Consider the following 20904-nt stretch of genomic DNA (forward strand, 5'->3'; position numbering starts at 1 on the left):
GGCCAGCGCTACTACGTCGAGGCCCTGCACAAGCAGGCCTGGGGGCCCGGCTACCTGGCCGTGGCCTGGACCCTGCCCAACGGAACCCGCCAGGAACCCATTCCCGGCTCCGCCCTCATTCCTTTCGCGGCTCCTACTACTTCCACGCCTCCCCCGCCTACTACCGGGCCCACCACGGGCAGCACCACCGGCACCGTGTCGGGCACCCGGGCGCGCATTACCGTGACATTTGCCGCGCCCGTGGCCAGCGCCACGGCCAGCATTGCGCCGACCCTTTACAATAAGGCACGGGTGCTGCAGCTGGAGGAAGACGACGCGCCCCTGGCCGCCTTCACCGACCTGTACCCGCTGCTGCGGGGCGGCACCCGCAACGGGCAGTCGCTGCCCGGCCTGCGCTTCACCGACGGCTGCGGACGCAGCCGCCCCTTCACGGCCGCCGTGGCCATCAACGGGCGCAACACCTACAACAACTCCGTCTGGCTGGATGCCGGCCCCAACCACGACCCTGGCAAGCTGGTGTGGAGCCAGGCCCAGACCCTGCTCAGCAGCGGCTGGGACATTGAGAACCACTCCGACCTGCACACCGCCACCAACCCGGCCCAGCAGATAGCCGACCTGGACGCCCTGATTGCCAACCGCCTGCAGGGCTACAAGCCCAGCGTGCACATTGTGCCCACCAACTTCAGCGGCTACCCCACCGCGGCCTTCGCGGCGGGCTACGCAGCCGTGTCGAGCAACAGCCAGGCCGACAACCTGCCCATGCTCAACCCCTACAACGCCGGCCGGGTGGCCCTGAGCGCCCTGCCTGCCGCCGGCACGCCCTTCGTGTACAACCGCTACCTGGCCGACCTCAGCGCCGGCGAAACCACCCAGGCCCAGCTTGCCCGCCTCAAGGCCCTGACCGACGCCCTGCTGGCCCCCGGCACCACTCCCACCGAAGCCTACCTGCAGCGCGTATTTACCCACGGCATGGACTTCGCAGTGCTGGCCGACTGGATGAGCTACACGCAGTTGGCCGCCCAGGACCGGCTCTGGGTTACCACGCTGCGCGAGTTTGCCGAGTACCGCCGCGTGCGCAGCCAGGTGCTCAAAACCGAGGCGCTGAGCGCCAACACCCTGACCATAGACCTGGACTACGCCAACCTGAGCGCCAACACGCGTTTCCAGAACCTGACGCTGCTGCTCGACTCGCCCGGCACCATCGCCAGTATCACCGTGACCGGGGCCGACAGCGCGACTTATAACCTGAGCACGAAGATGGTCAACGTGTTCCGCCACCAGCAGGCCACTACGAGCACCCCAACGCCTACTCCGACGCCGACGCCGACCGCATGCACGGGCACGGGCAGCCTCACGCGCGAGCAGTGGGACAACGTACCCGGCAACACCGTGGCCGCCGTGCCCACCGGCACGCCGCCCAGCAGCACGGCCCCCGTCGCCCAGTTCGAGGCCCCGGCCCAGACCGCCACCAACTACGCCGCCCGCCTGCGCGGCTTCATCTGCCCCCCGCAAACCGGCACCTACACCTTCTGGATTGTGGCCGACGACGCCGCCGAGCTTTACCTGAGCCCCGACGCCGACCCCGCCCGCAAAGTGCCGCTGGCCGCCTGCGCGGGCTGGACGGCCTCGGCCCGCGACTTCACCCGCTACCCCTCCCAGCGCTCGGCCCCGGTGACGCTGCAGGCCGGCCAGCGCTACTACGTCGAGGCCCTGCACAAGCAGGCCTGGGGGCCCGGCTACCTGGCCGTGGCCTGGACCCTGCCCAACGGCACCCGACAGGAACCCATCCCCGGCTCCGCCCTCATCCCCTATTCCGCCACCGCAAGCCGGGGCCAGCTGGCCACCAGCACTGCTACCGCCACCAGCAGCGAGCCGCGAAGCTCCCTCGCGGGTGCCGCGCAGGCCTCCCGGGTGGAAGTGTACCCGAATCCGCTCAGTGGCTCCCAAAGCCGGGGGCTCATCAGCTTCGAGGTAGCCCAGGGCGGACCGGTAGCGCTGTCGCTCTTCAACCTGAAGGGGCAGCTGGTACGCCAGCTGTTTGCCGGCACCGTGGAGCCCGGCGTGCGCCGGGAGCAGCCCCTGAATACCGCCGGTCTCAGCGAGGGCGTTTACCTGGTGCGCCTGGTTACGTCCAGGGAAGTGATAAACCAGAAGGTGGTAGTAGGACGCTAGGCATTGCTGGCTCCGGGGGCCAGCCCCAGCCCCTGCCTGGGGAGAAGGGAGTTCAGCACTAGCCCATCAAAAGCTAAAAGTGAAGTTGTTAGTCGACGTCCAGTCTTCTAACAACTTCACTTTTAGCTTTTGGCGCTTTTTCAAGGGCGTAGCTCCGTCTTCATGGGGTAGAATAAGCTGGGAGTCAGAGCACATACCCAGTGGCAGTACGAATTTTTTCGACCGGCTCCCTTTTCCATTTCGGAGAGGGGGTTGAGGGGGTGAGGCGAAAAGTAGAACGAAGCCTGTACACCGCTTGGGATAGGCTGACAACTCCACTCGCAGCAGCATAAACCCACAATATTCTTCCGCTTAACTACCCGACCTTCCTGCAAGAGCTTTATGCGCGCTCCCTCCCGAGAGGGGGCGGAGTGGCACCCAGCCGAAAGCACACCGAAGCCACCACTACCCCCACCATGCCCGCCGAGATGGCCGTGATGCCCAGGCTGAGCCAGGAGATAACCGCCAGCTGTGCCCACAGGGCCAGCAGGGCCCCGGCAACCAGGGCCGCCAGCCCCCAGTAGGCCCACCACGCCCGGGGCCGACTTTCAGCCCCGGGGTGCGCTGGCAGCCGCCACGTAGCCCACACAATTGCCAGCCCACCCAGCACGGAATTCACTACCCCCGACACTTTGTACAGCGAAACCCGCCGGCTGCCTACCGGTACCGTCGTTTCCATCATGGGCAGCAGCGTCTTGAGCAGCACGCTGGGGTGGGTAAATAAATCCCAGAACAAGTGGCCGGCCGCTCCCAGCACCATACTCAGCAGCACGCCTTTGTAGTGCCGCCGGAAGTGCCGGGGCCAGTCGAACCCCGCGTACTGCCCCAGCCGGCGGCGCAGCCCGCCCGGCAGGTGGGCCAGCAGGGGGCGGCGCACAATCTGGTGGAAAAGAAACGCCAGCGCCAGCGACACCGGCAGGCTAAAGTAAAAGATACTGGCCAGCGTGTGGCTGTAGCCACTGGCCAGGTGCAGCTTGAAGAACTTCTCAAAGTCGGGGGCCACGCTGCCGGCTACCAGGCCCGTGGCCGAAAACCAGCGGTAGCGCGGGCGGACGCGCAGCAAAGGGATGATGAGCGCAGGATGCGAAAACGTAAACGGCATGGCAGCAGAGCCGGCAAGGTACTGGCAAGGCCCCGCCCCGGCAAGTAGCGGCCCGGGCAATGCCGCCGGCAGCCCGCCAAGCGGCCCCGCCGGCCGAGGCGCACGCCTGCCGGAAAACCAAGCCTGCCGTTTTCAGTACAATACCCCCAGCCCGGCAGCATGCCCGGCAAGCGCCTACCGGCCAGCTTCATTTCGTAGCCGCCACTTTCTTCTGCTCGCCTACCAACCCGCCATTCATGGAACTTGAAACCCACATTTCGCCGGAGGTGCTGCACGCCGAGCGCCAGCGCACCCTCGCCGCAGAAGCCGAAGTAGCCCGGCTCCGGGCCCAGCTGGAAGCCATTACGGCCGAGGCGGCATCGGCCGGCATGTCGCCGCCCGATGCTGTGCAGGAGCTGGCCCGGGTGGTGGAGCAGCTCCGCAAGCTGGAAGAGGAATTTGAAAACCAGCAGGGCCTGGTGATGCAGGTGATAAACGCCAGCCCCAACCTGATTTCGGTGCAGGACGACGACGGGCGCCTCATCATGGTAAACAAAAGCTACGCCCACATCCTGAGCTGGATGACCAGCCGCAGCCGGCCCCAGGTGCAGGTGGACGGGGAAGCTGTTGAGCTGCAATACCCTCAAACGGCCCGTACCCTCAAGAAATCCATCGCCTTCGAGGAGTGCTACCACCTGCAGAACGGCGAAATCCGCACCTACCAGACCACCCAAAGCCCCCTGATGCGGGCCGATGGCAGCTGCTACCTGCTCACTTTCTCTTCCGACATCACGGCCCTGAAGCGCGCCACCCAGCTGGCCGAGGAGTCGGTACAGGCCAAGCAGGACTTCCTGGCCAACATGAGCCACGAAATCCGGACCCCGCTGCACGGGGTGATGGGCCTGGCCGACCTGCTGATGAAAAGCCCGCTCACGCCCGAGCAGGCCGACTACGTGGAGATGATTCAGTCCAGCACCGAAAACCTGCTGGTGGTTATCAACGACATCCTCGACTTTGCCAAGATTGAGTCGGGCAGCATCTCCCTGGAGAACATCCCCTTCGACATTGGCAAAACCGTGCAGGACGCCGTCCGCTCGCTTTCCTTTAAAGCCAACGAGAAAGGCCTGTTGCTGCGCGTAGTCGGCGCCAACGACCCGCTGCCCCTGGCCGTGGGCGACCCCTACCGCCTGCGGCAGGTGCTGGTAAACCTGATTAGCAACGCCGTCAAGTTTACCCGGCAGGGCGCCATCACCGTCACTATTGACGCCAGCCAGCGCAACGGCATGGCCCTGCCCGTCACCTTCAGCGTGGCCGATACGGGCATGGGCATCAGCTCCGAAAACCTGGAGCAGGTGTTTGGCAGCTTCCGCCAGGCCAACAGCAGCATCGCCCGCCTCTACGGCGGCACCGGCCTGGGGCTGACCATCTGCAAAAACCTCGTGGAGCTGCAGGGCGGCAGCATCGGGGTACGCAGCGAGCTGGGCCACGGCAGCTGCTTCTACTTCACCATTCCCTACACCATCAGCAGCGAGCCCGTGGTGAAGGAAACCGTGGAGCTGCCGGCCCCGGACCTGCTCAAGGGCCTGAGCATCCTGTTTGCCGAAGACAACGCCATCAACCAGCTCATTGCCGTGTCGATGATGAGCCAGTGGCAGGTGGAAGTCGACATTGCCCAGAACGGGGAAGAGGCCGTCGGCAAGTCGTGGCAGCGCAAGTACGACCTGGTGCTGATGGACGTGCAGATGCCCGTGATGGACGGCATTGAGGCCACGGCCCGCCTCCGGGCCGAGGGCAACCCCAACGCCCGCACCCCCGTCATCGCCCTCACCGCCGATGCCGTGCGCCTGAACCAGGACACGCGCGAAGACCTGGGCTTTAACGACCTGCTGAACAAGCCCTACAGCGAGCTGGCCCTCTACAAGATTATTGCCCGGGTAAGCCAGCGGGCCGAAGGCAGCGAGCTGCCCACCGACGCGCCCCTGCCGGCCTCCGAGCTGGGCCTGCACTACGACTTCGAGCTGCTGGGCAAGCTGGCCGAAGACACCGAGTTTATCCGCAAGATGCTGCAGATGTACCTCACCCGCATGCCCGGCCAGGTGCAGGCCCTGCAGGATGCCGTAGCGCAGCAGGACTACGAGGGCATCCGGCGCGAAGCCCACGTGCTGAAATCCACTTTCGGCACGCTCAACATCCAGCCCGAGGTCAGCAGCCTGAAGATTGTGGAGGGCCTGGCCGAAGCCAAGGCGCCCACCGGCGAGATTGAGCCCCTGGTGAAAGCCGTGGCCAAAGCCGCCCAGCTTTTCCTGGTCCTCTTTGCCGAAGACCTGGCCAAGCTGCCGCCTGCAAAATCCTGATGTACCCGCCCTGGGTTAATTGCCAAAGTCGACCGGCCGGCGGCGCGGCCCTAGCGGGCCCACGGGCGCAGCTCCTGGCCCCGGCCCCAAAATTTTCGGCCCTGCTTGCCAGGCGGGCCGCCGGGCGTCGCGTGCCCGGCAGCACAGCAGCCAGGCTACGCGCTCAGGTGCTATCAGTCAGCCATCTATGGCTGTTAACCTACCTGGCTGCCGTTTAGCTGAAGCCTTGATTCGGGCGGGCATTGCACCGCTTCTCTAAGGGAAGAGTTCTGTTATGAGAAACTTTTTTTAAGACGGGCCGATATAACCCTGGTTCAGAAATGCGCAGCCGAGAGGGTTGAGCGGCATGATTTTGTGTACATTTTTCGCTCTGCTTCACCTAAGAAAATTACAACCCTTACTTTTTTTAGTTATTCATCTCCCGGCTGATTTCTGTCTTCTACTCTATCCAGGCAGCGTGCATTTCTGGGGCCTTTACCATTCTTTCCAAGCTTAAGCCCCTATCCTATTATGAAGAAGTCATTACTGATAGTTGATGATGAACCTTCCATCTGCCTCATTCTGGAGCACTACTTTGGCAACGACTTCCAGGTAGTGGTGAAGTCCAACGGCCTGGAGGCCATGAACTGGCTGGAGCAGGGCAACAACCCCGACGCCATTGTGGCCGACTACGACATGCCCCTGATGGACGGGCCGGACTTTATTCGGCAGGTGCGGGCCAGCAGCCGCTACCGCGACGTGGGCATGATTATCCTGTCGGGCAAAGACAGCACCAGCGATAAGATAAAGTGCCTCAAGCTGGGCGCCGACGACTACATGGTAAAGCCTTTCAACCCGGAAGAGCTGAGCCTGCGCATTCAGAACATCCTCAACCGCATCCGAGTATGAGCCTGAATCCAGAACTCCCGAACCGTATTGCGGTGCTGCTGCTGGCGTCGGATGAAGCAGACGCGCAGCGCATTCAGCAGGAGTTTGCCCAGGAGCTGGCGGTGGAAGTACTGACGGACCCCGCCCAGGCCCAGGCCCGGTGCGCGCAGGCGCCCCTGCCCCACACGGCCATCCTGAACGCGGCCGACCCGGCCTCGGTAATGGGCCTGCGGCTGGTGCGCCTGCTCAAGGACGAGCTACAGGTGGCGCAGCCCATTCTGTGGCTGGTGAAAAAGGCCCCCACCGCCGCCCTGCGCAAGGTGCTGCTGGAGCGGCCGGGCAGCGAGGTATTTTCGATTTCGAGCGACCAGGAGCGCCTGCTTACGCGGCTGCACTTCCTGGCCCGCCCCAAGCCCCTGCCCGTGGACGGCAGCAGTCCCTACGCCCTGCGCATGCCCCTGGCCAAGCGGGTGATGGACGTGGTGTGCGCGGCCGGTGCCCTGCTGCTGCTCTCGCCCATGCTGCTGGTGATTGCCGCCCTCATCAAGCTGGAGTCCAAAGGACCGGTGTTTTACTACTCCTACCGGGTGGGGGCCGGCTACCGCATCTTCAAGTTCTGGAAGCTGCGCTCCATGCGCTCGGATGCCGACAAGATGCTGGATGCGGTAAAGAACCTGAACCAGTACCAGCCCGCAGCCGCAGCCGAAGTGAGCCAGCCGCAGTCGGAGCTGTGCGCCACCTGCCGGGCCAATGGCACGGCCTGCCAGCAGCAGCTCATCGACCAGCACGGGCAGCTTATCTGCGAGCAGCAGTACCGCGCCAGGAAAAAGGCCTCGCAGGGCCCGGCCTTTATCAAAATTGCCAACGACCCGCGCGTAACGCGCCTGGGGCGCTTCCTGCGCAACACCAGCATCGACGAGCTGCCCCAGCTGTTCAACGTGCTCTGCGGCGACATGTCCTTGGTGGGCAACCGCCCGCTGCCGCTCTACGAAGCCGAGCAGCTGCTCACCGACGGCTACTCGCGGCGCTTTATTGCCCCGGCCGGCATTACGGGCCTGTGGCAGGTAAGCCGCCGCGGCAAGAGCGACATGTCGGAAGAAGAGCGCAAAGCCCTGGACCTGGAGTATGCCCGGGACTATTCTATGAAAAAAGACCTGGAAATCATCCTGAAAACATTCCCGGCGCTATTCCAGAAAGAAAATGTGTAGCAAAACGCTTCTCATCGGCCTGCTGCTGGCCCTGCACGTGACGCGGGCCGCGGGCCAGGCCGCCGGCGACGCCTGGCAAAGCGTTTTCTTTGATTCTCCAACCCGGGCCCTGCCCCTGCTCACGGCCGCGGCGCTCAAGCACTCGGGCGAGCTGCAGGCCCTGGAAATCAACAAGGCGCTCAGCGAGGAGGACATCAAGCTGGCCAAGCGCAGCCTCCTCAACAACGTGGCCGTGGGCGCCGGCTACAACTACGGCAACCAGCTCAGCTTTGGCATAAGAGACCCCGGCGACCCCAACCAGTTCACCTCCTTCAGCATGGGCCGCTACTCGGTGGGCGCCACCTTGTCGCTGCCGGTGGGGCAGGTAGTCAACCGCAGCACCCTTATCCATAAAGAGGAGCTCAACTACCAGCGCAGCGAGGCCCTGCGGCGCGAGCAGGAAAACCGGCTGCGCCAGCAGATTATTCCCATGTATCAGAATGTGCTGCTGGCCCGTAAGGTAATGCAGCTGCAGCAGGAAGCTTATGTGAATGCGCAAACCGCCAATCAGCTGGCCGAAAAGCAGTTTAAGCAGGGCCAGCTCACGCTGCAGGAGTTTTCCAACGCCGGCTCCCAGCTCACCGCCGCCGCCATCGCCCAGGAGTTGGCCCGCAGCCAGTACGACACGGCCTTCCTGCTGCTCGAAGAAGTGGTAGGCGCCAAAATTTCCACGTTAATGACCCCATCCCCGTGAGTTTATCCGAAATAACCCGACTGCTGGCGCGCAAATGGCCCCTGCTGGTGCTGGTTCCGTTGGTGCTTGCCGCTTCGACTTATTTCTTCGCCCGCCACCTGCCCGTCGTTTACAGCTCCGATACCACCATCTACACCGGCATTGCCTCGGGCTACTCCCTGACGGGCGACGCGGCGGCCGACTACAACCGGACCAACAACGCCTTCGACAACCTGACCAACCTGGTAACGGCCCGCTCGACCAAGCAGGAGGTGATTTACCGGCTGCTGGCCGAAGACCTGTGGCAAACCAGGCTGCATCCGGAGTACCTGAGCCTGGAGCGGTACGAAGACCTGCGCGAGAAGCTGCCGCCCGCCCTGCGCGGGCAGCTCACCGGCGCCTCCCAGGAAGCCACCCTGGAGAACGTGCGCCGCTTTGCCGATGCCAGCGGCAGCAACGCCATTCAGAAGCTGCTGAGCTCGAAGAACCTGACTTACTCCCTGCGGGCATTGAACAAGCTCACGGCCACGCACCTGGGGGCCAGCGACCTGATAAAGGTGGAGTTCGACAGCTACGACCCGGAGCTGTGCCGCCGCACCCTGGAGCTGGTCACGGAGGTGTTTCTGGGCCAGTCGAAAAGCCTGCGCGAAAGCCAGACAGCCTCGGTGATTGCCTACTACGAGGCCGAGCTGGAGCGGGCCAAGGTCCGGCTCGACAAAGCCGAAAAGGACAACCTGGCCTTCAACCGCAGCAACAACATCATCAACTACGATGCGCAGTCGCAGAACGTAGCCACCGGCAAGGAAAGCCTGGCCGGGCAGCTCACCGAAACCACCCAGCAGTACGCCGGTGCCCTGGCCGCGCTCAAAGCCGTGGACCGCAAGCTGCAGGGCCGGCAGGCTGCCCTGCTCAGCAGCCAGGACGTGGTGGAGCAGCGCAAGCGCCTGAGCCGGCTCAACGCGCAGCTGGCCGACCAGCAGCTCTTCGGGCAGCAAAGCCCCGGCGGCGCGGCCAAGGCCAGGCAGCTGGAATCGGAGGCCGCCGAAGTGGCCGCGGCCATCCAGAGCAACGTGAATTCCTACTATGCCCAGAGCGTATCCACCAGCGGCATTCCCAGCAAGGAGCTGCTCGACGAGTGGGTGCAGAACATGGTGCTGGTGGAAGCCAACAAGGCCAAGCTGGACGTGATGAACCGCCGCAAAAAGGAGTTTGAGCGCGAGTACGAGCGCATGGCCCCGCTGGGCGCTACCCTCAAGCGCATTGCCCGCGAGATTGACCTGGCCGAGAAAGCCTACCTCACCGTGCTGGCCCGCCTCAACGAAAGCAAGGCCAGCCAGCAAAACACCCAGCTCACGGCCAACCTCAAGATTGTAGACCCGCCCAACCTGCCCGGCCAGCCCAAAAGCAACCCCCAGCTTATCCTGGTTATCCTCAGCGCCCTGGGCGGGCTGGTGGTCGTGGCCGGCACGGTGGTTGGCCTGGGCCTGCTCGACAACAGCCTGCAGAACCCCGCCAATGCAACCCGGCAGACGGGCCTGCCCGTGGCCGGCGTGCTGCCCGACGAACGTGCGGCGGCCGCCCCCGAGCTGCAGCAGCGCAGCCTCGAGCAGCTGCTGCACTACATCCTGCTGAAATCGGCCTCCGCCACTCCCGCCCAGCCATTCGCGGTGGGCATCGGCAGCGTGCACGCGCCGGATGGCAAGGCCGCGCTGTGGCAGGCCCTGGTCAGCCATGCCCAGGCCAAAGGCATTCCGCTGCTGGCGCTGCACCCCGACGCCAGCGGCACTGCCGCCCCTTCGGGCGCCCACGCCCGCACTTACCCGGCCGAGACGGCTGCCGTGCAGGGCTGGTCGCTGGAGCAGCTACTCGGCACGGCCGGCGCCGGGCCGGGCGCTGTTGGCAAAGCCGCTGCCGGCACCGCCCCCAACGCCCGGCTGCTGCTGCTGGAGCTGCCGGCCCTGCGGGGCGAGGCCGCCCCGCCCGCCGGCGTGCTGCGCCAGCTCGACCTGGTTTTTCTGGCCGTGCCGGCCAGCACCACCTGGCGCTCCTCCGACCGTCAGGCCGTGGAGCTGCTGCGCGCCGCTACTCCCGCCCCGGTGGAGCTGGTGCTGGGCGGCGTAGCCCCCGAACTCGCCCACGACGCGCTGAGCTGAGTTGCCGGCTCCCTACCCTCCAAGCCCTACCTGCCCGATGAAGCCCGCTCCGCCCCTTTCGCAAACGCTGCTTTACTCGCGCTGGCTGCTGCCCGGCGCGGTGCTGCTGGCATTGGCGATAGGCTGGCTGGCCAGCTACTACGGCACGGTGGTGCCCCTGGTGCTGCTGGCCGGAACGCCGCTGGTATTTCTGGTGGTGCTGGTGTTCTACAACCCGCGGTACGGCTACCTGGCGGCTATAGCTTACGGCTTTCTGCTTAGCTACCTGGGCCGGCAGCTGGTGGACGTGCCGGTGGGGCTGGGCATGGAAGCCATTCTGCTGCTCACCTGGCTGGCCGTAGTGGCCTACCGCAAAGACCCGCCCGAGTGGAGCCGCCTGCGCAACGACCTGTGCCGGCTCACCCTCATCTGGTTTGTCATCAACCTGGTGGAAATAGCCAACCCCGCCGGCGCCAGCATCGAGGGCTGGTTTTACGACATTCGCGGCAGCGCCCTGCTGTGGCTGCTGTGCGTGCCGCTGGGCTACCTGGTGCTGCGCGACCGGCGCGACCTCAACCACTTTCTGTACCTCATCATTGGCCTCTCCGTGCTGGGGGCGCTGTACGGCATCAAGCAGAAGCTGCTGGGCGTGGACGCGGCCGAGCAGCACTGGCTGAACGCCGGCGCAGCCCGCACCCACCTGATTTGGGGGCGGCTCCGGGTGTTTTCCTTTTACAGCGAGGCCGCGCAGTTCGGCTCCTCACAGGCTCACCTGGCCCTTATCTGCGGCATTCTGGCCCTGGGCCCGTTCTCCTGGCCCAAGCGCCTGCTGCTGGTCCTGGCCACCCTGCTGCTGCTCAACGGCATGCTGATTTCGGGTACCCGCGGTGCCTTTTTCGTGCTGGCCACCGGCACCTTCGTCTACCTGGCGCTGAGCAAGCGCATCCGGGTGCTTATCCTGGGCTGCCTGCTGGCGGCGGGCGCCTTCGGGGTGCTGAAGTACACGCACATCGGCGACACCAATGCCAGCGTGTACCGCATGCGCTCGGCCCTGGACCCCAACGACCCTTCGCTGCAGGTGCGCCTGAAAAACCAGGCCATCCTGCGCGAGTACCTGGCCACGCGGCCCCTGGGCGGCGGCCTGGGCGTGATGGGCCACTGGGGCCGGCTCTACAACCCCGGCAAGTTTCTGGCCACGGTAGCCCCCGACAGCTACTTCGTAAAGGTGTGGGGGCAGTACGGCATTGTGGGCTTCCTTATCTGGTTTGGCATCATGCTTTTTATCCTGGGCAAGTGCATGGGCATCGTCTGGCACATCCGCGACCCCGTGCTGCGGCAGAAGCTGCTGGCCCTCACGGCGGGCTTTGCCGGCATTCTGGTGTGCAGCTACGGCAACGAGATTATGAACCAGATGCCCTCGTCCATCATCCTCTACACCTCCTGGGTGTTCGTTTTCCTGGGTCCCTCCCTCGACACGCCCCCAGCAGCTCCTGCCGATTATGCTTAAGCCGCTGGTTTCCATTATTTCCATTAACTACAACCAGGCCCAGGTAACCTGCGCCATGCTGGCTTCGCTGCGCCTGCTCACCTACCCCCGCTACGAGGTGATTGTGGTGGACAATGCCTCGCCTACCGAAGACCCGGGCATCATCGAGGAGCAGTACCCTGAGGTGCAGCTTATCCGCTCCAAAGAAAACCTGGGCTTTGCCGGCGGCAACAACCTGGGCATCCGGGCAGCCAAGGGGGAATTCTGCCTGTTCCTAAACAACGACACCGAGGTGGTGCCCCACCTGCTGGAGCCGCTGGTGGCCGTGTTCGAGCGCGAGCCCGGCGTGGGGGTGGCTTCGCCCAAGCTTATCTTCTACGGTACTAACGAGCTGATTCAGTACGCCGGCTGCGACGGCGGCATCAACCCCTGGACTGGCCGCAGCCACGTGCAGGGCCACCTCGAGCCCGACCACGGGCAGCACAACCACTCCCGCCCCACCGCCCTCATCCACGGCGCGGCCATGATGGTGCCCACCGAAGTGATTCGCCGGGCCGGCCTCATGCCGGAGCTGTACTTCCTGTACTACGAGGAGCTGGACTGGTGCGAGATGATAAAGCGCCGCGGCTACCAGGCCTACTACGAGGCCGGCTCCACGGTGTACCACAAGGAGTCGGTGTCGGTGGGCCAGGGCTCGGTGCTGCGCACCTACTACATGAACCGCAACCGCCTGCTGTTTATCCGCCGCAACTCCCGGGGCTGGCGCCTGTGGAGCGGCTGCCTGTTTTTCCTGCTGGTGGCCGTGCCCAAAAACAGCCTGCTGTTTGCCCTGCGCCGGCAGTGGGACCACCTCAAAGCCTTGTGGCGCGGCCTGGGCTGGCACCTGCAGGGCCACAACGTGCACCAGAACCATTACCTGCCGGCTGCAAACCTCACCCCCAGCCCGCATCTGCTTGATGCGCAGAGTCCGGCGGAGAGGGGAGCCAATTCTGAGTTAAAAGTTGAGAGTTAAAATCCAGCTCTGCCTTTTAAGTCTTCACTTTTAACTGCTGTCGTCAGGCTCCCCTCCCCCAGAGGGGAGGGGCCGGGGGTGGGGTGAACCAAGCCCAAGCCAACTACCAAACTGCCCACAACCCGCCCTTACTCCGTTTAACCCAGCCGGGCATCTTTCCACACAACTATGCTGGACTTTATACCCAACCTGATTCTATACCTGCTCGGCGGCTACCTGCTGTTCAATGTGCTGTACCTGCTGTTTTTTGCCGTGGCGGGGCACCGCCAGCAGCCCGCCCTGCCCGCCACGGCAGCGGGTGTGCTGCGCCGTATGTGCGTGCTGATGCCGGCCTACCGGGCCGACGACGTGATTAGCGAAACTGCCCCGGCCGCGCTGCGCCACCAGTACCCGGGCCGGGCCGACGTACACGTCGTGGCCGATGGGCTACTGCCCATGACGGTGCAGGCCCTGCGGCAGCGCGGGGCGGGCGTAGTGGAAGTGGGCTTTGCCAAAAGCACCAAGGGAAAAGCCCTGCTCGCGGCCCTGGACGAGCTGCCCCGCGGGGCCTACGACGTGGCCGTGGTACTGGACGTGGACAACGAGATGGCGCCGGGCTTCCTGACGCAGGTAAACCAGGCATTCGACGCCGGCTACCGGGTGGTGCAGGGCCACCGCACGGCCAAAAACCTGGACTCGCCCTTTGCCGTGCTCGACGCCTGCAACGAGGAAATCAACAACCACATTTTTCGGCAGGGCCACGCCAGCCTGGGCATGGCCTCGGCCCTGATTGGCTCGGGCATGGCCTTCGAGTACGACTACCTGCACCAGCTGCTGCAGAACATCGGCGACACGCCCGGCGAAGACAAGGAGCTGGACTTCCGGGTACTGAAAGACCAGGTGAAAATCGCCTACCTGCCCCAGGCCCACGTCTACGACGAGAAGATTCCCAACGCCCGGGCCTTTGCCACGCAGCGCACCCGCTGGGTGGCTACGCAGCTGGAGTTTTTGGGCAAGTACTTCGGCGAAGGCCTGCGCCAGCTCGGCCGGGGCAACCTCGACTTCTTCGACAAGATTCTGCAGTCCATGCTGCTGCCGCGGGTGCTGCTGCTGGGCGTGCTGGGCCTGCTGCTGGGCCTTTCCCTGCTCACGGAGGCTGGCCCCGGCACCGGCTTCTGGCTGGCGCTGCTGCTGGGCGCAGGAGCCGCCCTGCTGCTCGCGCTGCCCGCCCGCCTCTACACCCGGCAGGTGGGCCGCGCCGTACTACACCTGCCATTGGCGCTGGGCGCCATGGTGCTGGCCCTGCTGCAACTCAAAAAAGCCAAAGCCTCCTTCATGCCCACACCTCACGCAGCTTCTACCCAAGCCGCAGTTGATTCAGAATTGAGACGTTAGACATGAGACGTTAGACATGAGAATTGTTCTGGTGTAGAACTTTCTAATGTCTCATGTCTAACGTCTCATGTCTTAGCATAATTAAATGACCATAAGAACTTCTTAGCCTATCCCTTTATGCCCTGGGAAATAATAGCCTTGCCTGCCCTTATCTGCCTGGTGCTGGGGCTGCGCGCGGGCCTGCGGGCCTCCTCCCGCCCCTAGCCTCCCGCTCGCCCAGCCATGAAAAACCAATGCATCATCATGTTCTGCCAGCAAAGCTGGGACATTGGCATTGCCACCAACGCCAGGAGCCTGGCCAGGGAGTTTGCCAAAGACAACCGGGTGCTGTACGTGAACATGCCGCTGGATGTGCATACGGTATTCAGAGTGGGGCGTCAACCCGACGTACGGAAGCGCCTGCAGGTACTGGCCGGGCAGCAGCCCAGCCTGCTGCAGGCCGAGCCCAACGTGTGGGTGCTCACGCCGCGGGGGCTGGCGCTTTCCATTAACTGGCTGCCCTCGCGCCGGCTGTTCGCTGCCCTGAACCGCGTGAACAGCCGCTGGCTGGCCGCCAGCATCGGGCAGGCGGCGCAAGCGCTGGGGTTCGGCTCCTACGTGCTGTTTCAGGACAGCATCATCTTTCAGGGGCTGGAGCTGAAGCAGCTGCTGCGCCCCAAGGCCTCGGTGTATTACCTGCGCGACTACATGCTGGGGGTGCCCTACTTCCGGCGGCACGGCCCCTGGGTGGAAGCCTGCCTGCTGGAGCAGGCCGACGTGGTAGCCACCAACTCGGCTTACCTGGGCGACTACGCCCGCCGGCACAACCCCAACACCCACAACATCGGCCAGGGCTGCGTGCTGGGCATGTACCAGGCCGACACCACCTGCCCCCGCCCCGCCGACCTGGCCCCGGTGAAGCAGGCCAGCCTGGTGTACACCGGCTTCCTGACGGCCCTGCGCCTCGACATCGGGCTGCTGCTGGCCATTGCCCGCCAGCGCCCGCACTGGGACCTGGTCCTTATCGGCCCCGAGGATGCCGCCTTCCGGCGCAGCGAGCTGCACGGACTGCCCAACGTGTACTTCCTGGGAGCCAAACCGCCGGAGCAGCTGGCCGCTTACCTGCAGCACGCCGACGTATGCATCAACCCCCAGGTGCTGAACGAGACCACCCTGGGGAATTACCCGCTGAAGATTGACGAGTACCTGGCCATGGGCAAGCCCGTGGTGGCCACGCATACCCGCACCATGGAGCTGTTTGCCCAACACGTGTACCTGGCCAGCGGGCCCGCGCACTGGCTGCAGCTGCTGGACCGGGCCATGGCCGAAGGTGGCCCCAGCCCGGCTGCCGACCGTATTGCCTTTGCCCGCAGCCACACCTGGGCGGCCAGCGTAGCAGTGCTCTATACCGCGCTGGACTCGCTGCCGATGGCTAAAACCCTTAGTAAGAACGATGAAACCAGTAAAAAGGAATAAGGCAAGCACAGCACCACTGGTGCGCGTCGGCGACGCGTGCTCTCCCGCACCGCGTCACTGACGCGAATCGTCCGCGCCGCCTGGAAGTACGTTACACCCTCATGCCGCCGATGCGAAACTGCCCGGCATGCGTCGCCGACGCACGCTTGCTGTAGCCTTTGCCATCCCACTCTACACTCTACACTCTACACTTTCCACCTATGTCCTTGCCTACCCCCGCCACATCAGCCCTTGCCCCGCCCCGGCCCGCCGGGCGCCCGCTGCGCATTGGCATTGAGGCCCAGCGGCTGTTTCGGCCCCACAAGCACGGCATGGACATCGTGGCCCTGGAGCTGATTCGCAACCTGCAGCAGCTGGACCTGGAGAACGAGTACTTCATCTTCGTAAAGCCCGACGCCGACCACGGGGTGCTGCAGGAAACGGCCAACTTCCACATTGTGCCGGTGCCCGGCGGCCCCTACCCGCTGTGGGAGCAGGTGCTGCTGCCGCGGGCCGTGCGCAAGGCCGGCGTCGACCTGCTGCACTGCACCAGCAACACGGCCCCGCTCAATGCCGGTGTGCCGCTGGTGCTCACCCTGCACGACATCATTTACCTCGAGCCGCTGGACTTGCGCCGCGGCAGCTGGTACCAGCGGGCCGGCAACCTGTACCGGCGCTGGAACGTGCCCCGCGTGCTGCCCCGCTGCGAGCGGGTGCTCACCGTGTCGGCCTTCGAGCAGGCCCGCATCGAGCAGCGCCTGCCAGCCACCCAGGGCCGGGTGGAAGTGGTGTACAACAGCGCCGGCGAGCAGTTCCGCCGCATCACCGACCCGGCGGTGCTGGCCGCGGCCCGGGCCCGCTACCAGCTGCCCGAGCGGTTCGTTTTCTTCCTGGCCAACACCGACCCCAAGAAAAACCTGCGCGGGGTGCTGCAGGCGATGGCGCTGCTGAAAAAGCAGGGCCAGCTGCCGTTTAAGCTGGTGATGCTCGACTACCCCGAGAGTGCCTTGCAGGCCGTGCTCAACGAGCTGCAGGCCCCCGAGCTGCGGGCCGACATTCAGCTCTGCGGCTACGTGCCCAACCAGGAGCTGCCGCTGCTTTACAACCTGGCCGAAATATTCCTTTACCCTTCCCTGCGCGAAAGCTTCGGCATTCCCATCCTGGAAGCCATGGGCTGCGGCACGCCGGTTATCACCAGCAACACCTCGTCGATGCCCGAAGTGGCCGGCGACGCCGCGCTGCTGATTGACCCCTTCCGTCCCGAAACCATTGCCGATGCCATCCGGCAGCTGCAGAACAACTCAGCGGAGCGCGCCCGCCTTACCGAGCTGGGCCTGCAGCGGGTGCAGCGCTTTTCCTGGCGCGAAACCGCCCGCCACGTACGGGAGGTGTACCGGCAGGTACTAACCCAGCAACCCAACCACCCTGGTAAGCCGCAAGCCCGCGCTGCGCAGCAGGCTGCGCCCGGGAAGTAGTTTAATCGATGACGTATGAATTTTGTATTTGTTAGCCTGCAGCGCATCAATACCGACCGCGAGTCGACGGCCACCAGCCTGGCGCGGGAGCTGGCCCGCCAGAACCACAACGTTCTGTACATCAACTCCCCGGTAAACCGCAAGGACTATTTCTTTCCACCCGGCGATGCTTTTGTCGGCGCCCACGTTGCGGCCATAAAAGCCGGGCAGGAGCCGCTGCAGCAGCTGGCCCCGCACCTGTGGGTGCTGCACCCCCCCAGCCTGATAGACTCGTTTAACTGGGTGCCCTACACGCCTTTGTTTTCCCTGCTGCTTCGGCTCAACAACGCCCGGCTGGCCAAAGACATCAAACCCGCGCTACAGAAGCTGGGGTTCGACGAGTTCGTCCTCATCAACGACAAAGACATTTTCCGGAGTTTTTATCTGCAGGAATACCTGCGGCCTTCCCAAACCGTGTACCTCGACCGCGACTACACCGTGGGCCAGCCGTACTGGCGGCGGCACGGCCAGACCCTGGAGCCGGTGCTGATGCGCAAGTCCGGGGCCGTATTCTGCAACTCCCTCGACTTCACCGAGCGGGCCCGGCGGTACAACCCCAACAGCTTCTACATTGGCAACGGCTTCGACGCGGCCCAGTTCAGTGCCGAGCCAGCGCACGCCCTGCCCCCCGACCTGGCCGCTATTCCCGGGCCCCGCATCGGCTACGTGGGCGCCCTGATTACCATGCGCCTCGACCTGCCCCTGCTGGAAGAGCTGGCCCGGCAGCGCCCGAAATGGAGCTTTGTGCTGGTGGGCTGGCAAGACGAGGCCTTTGAGCGAAGCGCCCTGCACAGCCTGCCCAACGTGTATTTTCTGGGCCGCAAGCATACCCACGACGTGCCGGCCTACCTGCAGCATTTCGACGTCTGCATCAACCCGCAGGCCATCAACGAAATCACGCTGGGCAACTTCCCGCTAAAGATTCTGGAATACCTGGCCATGGGCAAGCCCGTGGTGGCCACCGTCACCAACACGATGACGGAGGTATTCAGCGAGCACAGCTACCTGGCCACGGGCACTGCCCAGTACCTGGAGCAGATAGAAAAAGCCCTGGCCGAGGACAGCCCCCGGAAAGCCCAGGAAAGAATAGCCTTTGTGGAGAAGTTCAGCTGGAAAAACATCGCGGCCCACTGCCTGAGTCTTTGCCAGCAGGTGGCCGGTGCTTCTGCGGTCAGGCCGGGCAAAAGCCGAACGATGTAGCGGCGCGCCCCTTGGTGTGTGCAGGTACGCCACTCGGGTGAGGTTACAGCAGCTTCCGGGTTGGGATACCCTTTAGTAAAAGTTAAACCTACCTGAAATCCGCACTAAGCCCAGTCGTTCATTCCAGCCTTTTACGCCCGGCTTCAATCCAGTCGCTCCATCCTGTCGTTCAACGAGGAGACGCGCGGGGTCGCGTCTCTTCATCTGCCTACCCGGCCTGATTCCGGGCCGGCCCTCTGTTTGTCAGCTTACCATGTCCATTGCCACCAAAATCAAGCGTAACCCGCGGCTAAAGCAGCTGCTGCTGTGGCTGCTGCTGCTGCCGCGCGAGGCCCGGCCGCGGCTGTGGGTGCGCTGGCTGGTAAACCCTTTCGTGCACCGGCGGGGGCGGGGGGCGCTGGTGCGCTGGCGCAGCCGCCTCGACGTGGTGCCCTTTCAGCCTTTCGTGCTGGGGGCTGAGTCCGTCATCGAAGACTTTGCTACCGTCAACAACGGAATGGGCGGCGTGTACATCGGCGAGCGTACCCTGGTGGGCATCGGCAACGTGCTGATTGGGCCCCTGCGCATCGGCAACGACGTCATTATCGCCCAGCACGTGGTGTTCTCGGGCCTTAACCACGGCTACGAGGACGTGCACAGGCCCATTAAAGACCAGGCCTGCAGCACGGCGGAAATTGTGGTGGAGGACGAAGTATGGATTGGGGCCAACTCCGTGGTTACGGCCGGCGTACGCATTGGCCGGCACGCGGTGGTGGCCGCCGGCAGCGTCGTAACCCAGGACGTGCCGCCCTACACCATCGTGGGCGGCAACCCCGCCCGGCCCCTCAAGCAGTACAACCCTGCCAGCGGGCAGTGGGAGAAGTACCAGCCGCTCACATCTTCTTAGTTGTCAGTTGTTAGTTGTCCGTTGTCAGGCCGTTCTATAGCCTTTTTGTAAAAACTAATAACTAATAACTAATAACTGACAACTAACAACTGACAACTAACAACTAACAACTATTTCGCTACCCCTTGCTATGATGCTTACAATACTTACCGTTCTGTTCTGGCTGGCGCTGGCCGTGGTTTTTTATACCTATGTGGGCTATGCCGCTATCGTCGGGCTATGGGCGAAGCTTCGGCCCCGGGCGCCGCTGCCTGAGCAGCCCTTCGAGCCGGAGGTGACGCTGGTGGTGCCGGCCTACAACGAGGCCGACATCCTGGCCGAGAAGGTGCGCAACTGCCTGGCCCTGGACTACCCGGCCGGCAAGCTCCGGCTGCTGTTTATCACCGACGGCTCCAACGACCACTCCGGTGAGGTGCTGGCTGCTTTTCCCGGCGTGCAGCACCTGCACCAGCCCGAGCGGGCCGGCAAGTCCATGGCCGAAAACCGCGCCATCCGCTACGTGAGCACGCCTTATGTCATTTTCACCGACTGCAACACCCTGCTCAACCCCGAGGCGGTGCGCGAGCTGGTGCGCCACTACCAGGACCCTGCCGTAGGCGCGGTATCGGGCGAGAAGCGCGTGCTGCGCGACGGCAGCGCCCCCGGCGCCGGCGAGGGCCTGTACTGGAAGTACGAGTCCTTCCTCAAGCGCTGCGACTCCGACATCTACAGCCTCATGGGCGCGGCCGGCGAGCTGGTGTCGTTTCGCACCGACCTGTTCAAGCCCCTGGAAGCCGACACCGTGCTCGACGACTTCGTGCAGTCCATGCGCATCGTCGATGCCGGCTACCGCGTGGTGTACGAGCCCCGGGCCTACGCCATGGAGCCGCCCTCATTTTCGCTGAAAGAAGAGATGAAGCGCAAGGTGCGCATCTGCGCTGGCGGCTGGCAGGCCATGTCCCGCCTGCTGCCCCTGCTCAACCCGCTGCGCCAGCCCACTGTGGCGTTTCTCTACCTCTCGCACCGGGTGCTGCGCTGGACGCTCACCCCGGCCCTGCTCCTGCTGCTGCTGCCCCTGAATGCCGCCCTGGCCCTGGCTTATGGCGGTATCTACACCCTGCTGCTGGTGCTGCAGGCCTTGTTCTACGGTGCCGCCGCCCTGGGCTGGTGGCGTGCCAGCCGCGGGCAGGCCGCCGGCCCCCTGCTCGTGCCCCTTTACTTCACCATGATGAACGTAGCCGTTTTTCAAGGTGCCCAGCGGTTCTGGCGCAACGCCCAGCCCGCCGCCTGGGACAAAGCCCAGCGGGCACCAGCCGCTTAGGCGGTAAGTCCTGGGTAGGAAGTAGTGATGAGTGAGTAGGTTTGAACTACCGTGGCTGTTGCAGAACTCGGCTTAAATTGTTCTATTGCTGAGTAGCCACTTGGCAAGCGCCCGAGTTGGCGCTTCGGTGCAT

At 64.4% G+C, this 20904-nt stretch carries 15 protein-coding genes; 14 read left to right on the forward strand and 1 reads right to left on the reverse strand.

All coding sequences use genetic code 11. The features are described from left to right. The coding region (locus ABD919_RS00100; RefSeq protein WP_345232642.1) for a PA14 domain-containing protein at nucleotides 1-2172 on the forward strand (2172 nt) is incomplete at its 5' end. 379 nt (nucleotides 2173-2551) lie between these two features. On the opposite strand, the gene ABD919_RS00105 is transcribed toward ABD919_RS00100, so the two are convergent. Then, nucleotides 2552-3313 carry a DUF4184 family protein gene (locus tag ABD919_RS00105; protein WP_345232644.1) on the reverse strand — a complete coding sequence of 254 codons (762 nt, stop codon included), beginning with the start codon at nucleotides 3311-3313 and terminating at the stop codon, nucleotides 2552-2554. Nucleotides 3314-3549: 236 nt separating this feature from the next. Between ABD919_RS00105 and ABD919_RS00110 the strand changes: the two genes are divergently transcribed. From ABD919_RS00110 to ABD919_RS00170, 13 genes are all read left to right on the forward strand, one after another. After that, a complete protein-coding gene (locus ABD919_RS00110) occupies nucleotides 3550-5646 on the forward strand; it encodes an ATP-binding protein (protein WP_345232646.1) in 2097 nt (698 codons plus the stop codon). A gap of 510 nt (nucleotides 5647-6156) precedes the next feature. Continuing rightward, nucleotides 6157-6534 (forward strand): response regulator transcription factor, encoded by a 378-nt coding sequence (locus ABD919_RS00115; RefSeq protein ID WP_345232648.1) that lies wholly within the window; start codon nucleotides 6157-6159, stop codon nucleotides 6532-6534. After that, entirely contained in the window at nucleotides 6531-7721 is a 1191-nt protein-coding gene (locus ABD919_RS00120) for a sugar transferase (RefSeq protein WP_345232650.1), read from the forward strand. The genes ABD919_RS00115 and ABD919_RS00120 overlap by 4 nt, the downstream gene beginning before the upstream one ends. After that, nucleotides 7714-8454 carry a TolC family protein gene (locus ABD919_RS00125; protein ID WP_345232652.1) on the forward strand — a complete coding sequence of 247 codons (741 nt, stop codon included), beginning with the start codon at nucleotides 7714-7716 and terminating at the stop codon, nucleotides 8452-8454. The genes ABD919_RS00120 and ABD919_RS00125 overlap by 8 nt, the downstream gene beginning before the upstream one ends. Then, nucleotides 8451-10586, forward strand: a complete 2136-nt coding sequence (locus ABD919_RS00130; protein WP_345232654.1) for a GumC family protein — start codon at nucleotides 8451-8453, stop codon at nucleotides 10584-10586. Before ABD919_RS00125 ends, ABD919_RS00130 begins: the two co-directional genes overlap by 4 nt. Before the next feature lie 37 nt (nucleotides 10587-10623). Beyond that, nucleotides 10624-12072 (forward strand): O-antigen ligase family protein, encoded by a 1449-nt coding sequence (locus ABD919_RS00135; RefSeq protein ID WP_345232656.1) that lies wholly within the window; start codon nucleotides 10624-10626, stop codon nucleotides 12070-12072. Continuing rightward, nucleotides 12065-13063 carry a glycosyltransferase family 2 protein gene (locus tag ABD919_RS00140; protein ID WP_345232658.1) on the forward strand — a complete coding sequence of 333 codons (999 nt, stop codon included), beginning with the start codon at nucleotides 12065-12067 and terminating at the stop codon, nucleotides 13061-13063. Before ABD919_RS00135 ends, ABD919_RS00140 begins: the two co-directional genes overlap by 8 nt. A gap of 168 nt (nucleotides 13064-13231) precedes the next feature. Continuing rightward, nucleotides 13232-14437 carry a glycosyltransferase gene (locus tag ABD919_RS00145; protein ID WP_345232660.1) on the forward strand — a complete coding sequence of 402 codons (1206 nt, stop codon included), beginning with the start codon at nucleotides 13232-13234 and terminating at the stop codon, nucleotides 14435-14437. Nucleotides 14438-14659: 222 nt separating this feature from the next. Continuing rightward, complete coding sequence (locus ABD919_RS00150) at nucleotides 14660-15892, forward strand: glycosyltransferase (RefSeq protein WP_345232661.1); 1233 nt, start codon at nucleotides 14660-14662, stop codon at nucleotides 15890-15892. A gap of 200 nt (nucleotides 15893-16092) precedes the next feature. Next, entirely contained in the window at nucleotides 16093-17346 is a 1254-nt protein-coding gene (locus ABD919_RS00155; RefSeq protein WP_345232663.1) for a glycosyltransferase family 4 protein, read from the forward strand. A gap of 15 nt (nucleotides 17347-17361) precedes the next feature. Next, nucleotides 17362-18585: a glycosyltransferase gene (locus ABD919_RS00160; RefSeq protein WP_345232664.1), complete on the forward strand. Its 1224-nt coding sequence runs from the start codon at nucleotides 17362-17364 to the stop codon at nucleotides 18583-18585. Nucleotides 18586-18838: 253 nt separating this feature from the next. After that, nucleotides 18839-19471, forward strand: coding sequence for an acyltransferase (locus tag ABD919_RS00165; protein ID WP_345232667.1), 633 nt, complete (start codon nucleotides 18839-18841; stop codon nucleotides 19469-19471). A 133-nt stretch (nucleotides 19472-19604) separates the two neighbouring features. Beyond that, entirely contained in the window at nucleotides 19605-20771 is a 1167-nt protein-coding gene (locus ABD919_RS00170; RefSeq protein ID WP_345232669.1) for a glycosyltransferase family 2 protein, read from the forward strand. Nucleotides 20772-20904: the final 133 nt, after the last annotated feature.

The sequence above is a fragment of the Hymenobacter saemangeumensis genome, assembly GCF_039541835.1.
In the GTDB taxonomy this organism is placed as follows: domain Bacteria; phylum Bacteroidota; class Bacteroidia; order Cytophagales; family Hymenobacteraceae; genus Hymenobacter; species Hymenobacter saemangeumensis.

Excerpts from the sequence above, each read along its gene's own strand:
- ABD919_RS00105 (WP_345232644.1), bottom strand. The coding sequence starts at position 3,313 with ATGCCGTTTACGTTTTCGCATCCTGCGCTCATCATCCCTTTGCTGCGC.
- ABD919_RS00110 (WP_345232646.1), top strand. The coding sequence starts at position 3,550 with ATGGAACTTGAAACCCACATTTCGCCGGAGGTGCTGCACGCCGAGCGC.
- ABD919_RS00115 (WP_345232648.1), top strand. The coding sequence starts at position 6,157 with ATGAAGAAGTCATTACTGATAGTTGATGATGAACCTTCCATCTGCCTC.
- ABD919_RS00120 (WP_345232650.1), top strand. The coding sequence starts at position 6,531 with ATGAGCCTGAATCCAGAACTCCCGAACCGTATTGCGGTGCTGCTGCTG.
- ABD919_RS00125 (WP_345232652.1), top strand. The coding sequence starts at position 7,714 with ATGTGTAGCAAAACGCTTCTCATCGGCCTGCTGCTGGCCCTGCACGTG.
- ABD919_RS00135 (WP_345232656.1), top strand. The coding sequence starts at position 10,624 with ATGAAGCCCGCTCCGCCCCTTTCGCAAACGCTGCTTTACTCGCGCTGG.
- ABD919_RS00140 (WP_345232658.1), top strand. The coding sequence starts at position 12,065 with ATGCTTAAGCCGCTGGTTTCCATTATTTCCATTAACTACAACCAGGCC.
- ABD919_RS00145 (WP_345232660.1), top strand. The coding sequence starts at position 13,232 with ATGCTGGACTTTATACCCAACCTGATTCTATACCTGCTCGGCGGCTAC.
- ABD919_RS00150 (WP_345232661.1), top strand. The coding sequence starts at position 14,660 with ATGAAAAACCAATGCATCATCATGTTCTGCCAGCAAAGCTGGGACATT.
- ABD919_RS00155 (WP_345232663.1), top strand. The coding sequence starts at position 16,093 with ATGTCCTTGCCTACCCCCGCCACATCAGCCCTTGCCCCGCCCCGGCCC.
- ABD919_RS00160 (WP_345232664.1), top strand. The coding sequence starts at position 17,362 with ATGAATTTTGTATTTGTTAGCCTGCAGCGCATCAATACCGACCGCGAG.
- ABD919_RS00165 (WP_345232667.1), top strand. The coding sequence starts at position 18,839 with ATGTCCATTGCCACCAAAATCAAGCGTAACCCGCGGCTAAAGCAGCTG.
- ABD919_RS00170 (WP_345232669.1), top strand. The coding sequence starts at position 19,605 with ATGCTTACAATACTTACCGTTCTGTTCTGGCTGGCGCTGGCCGTGGTT.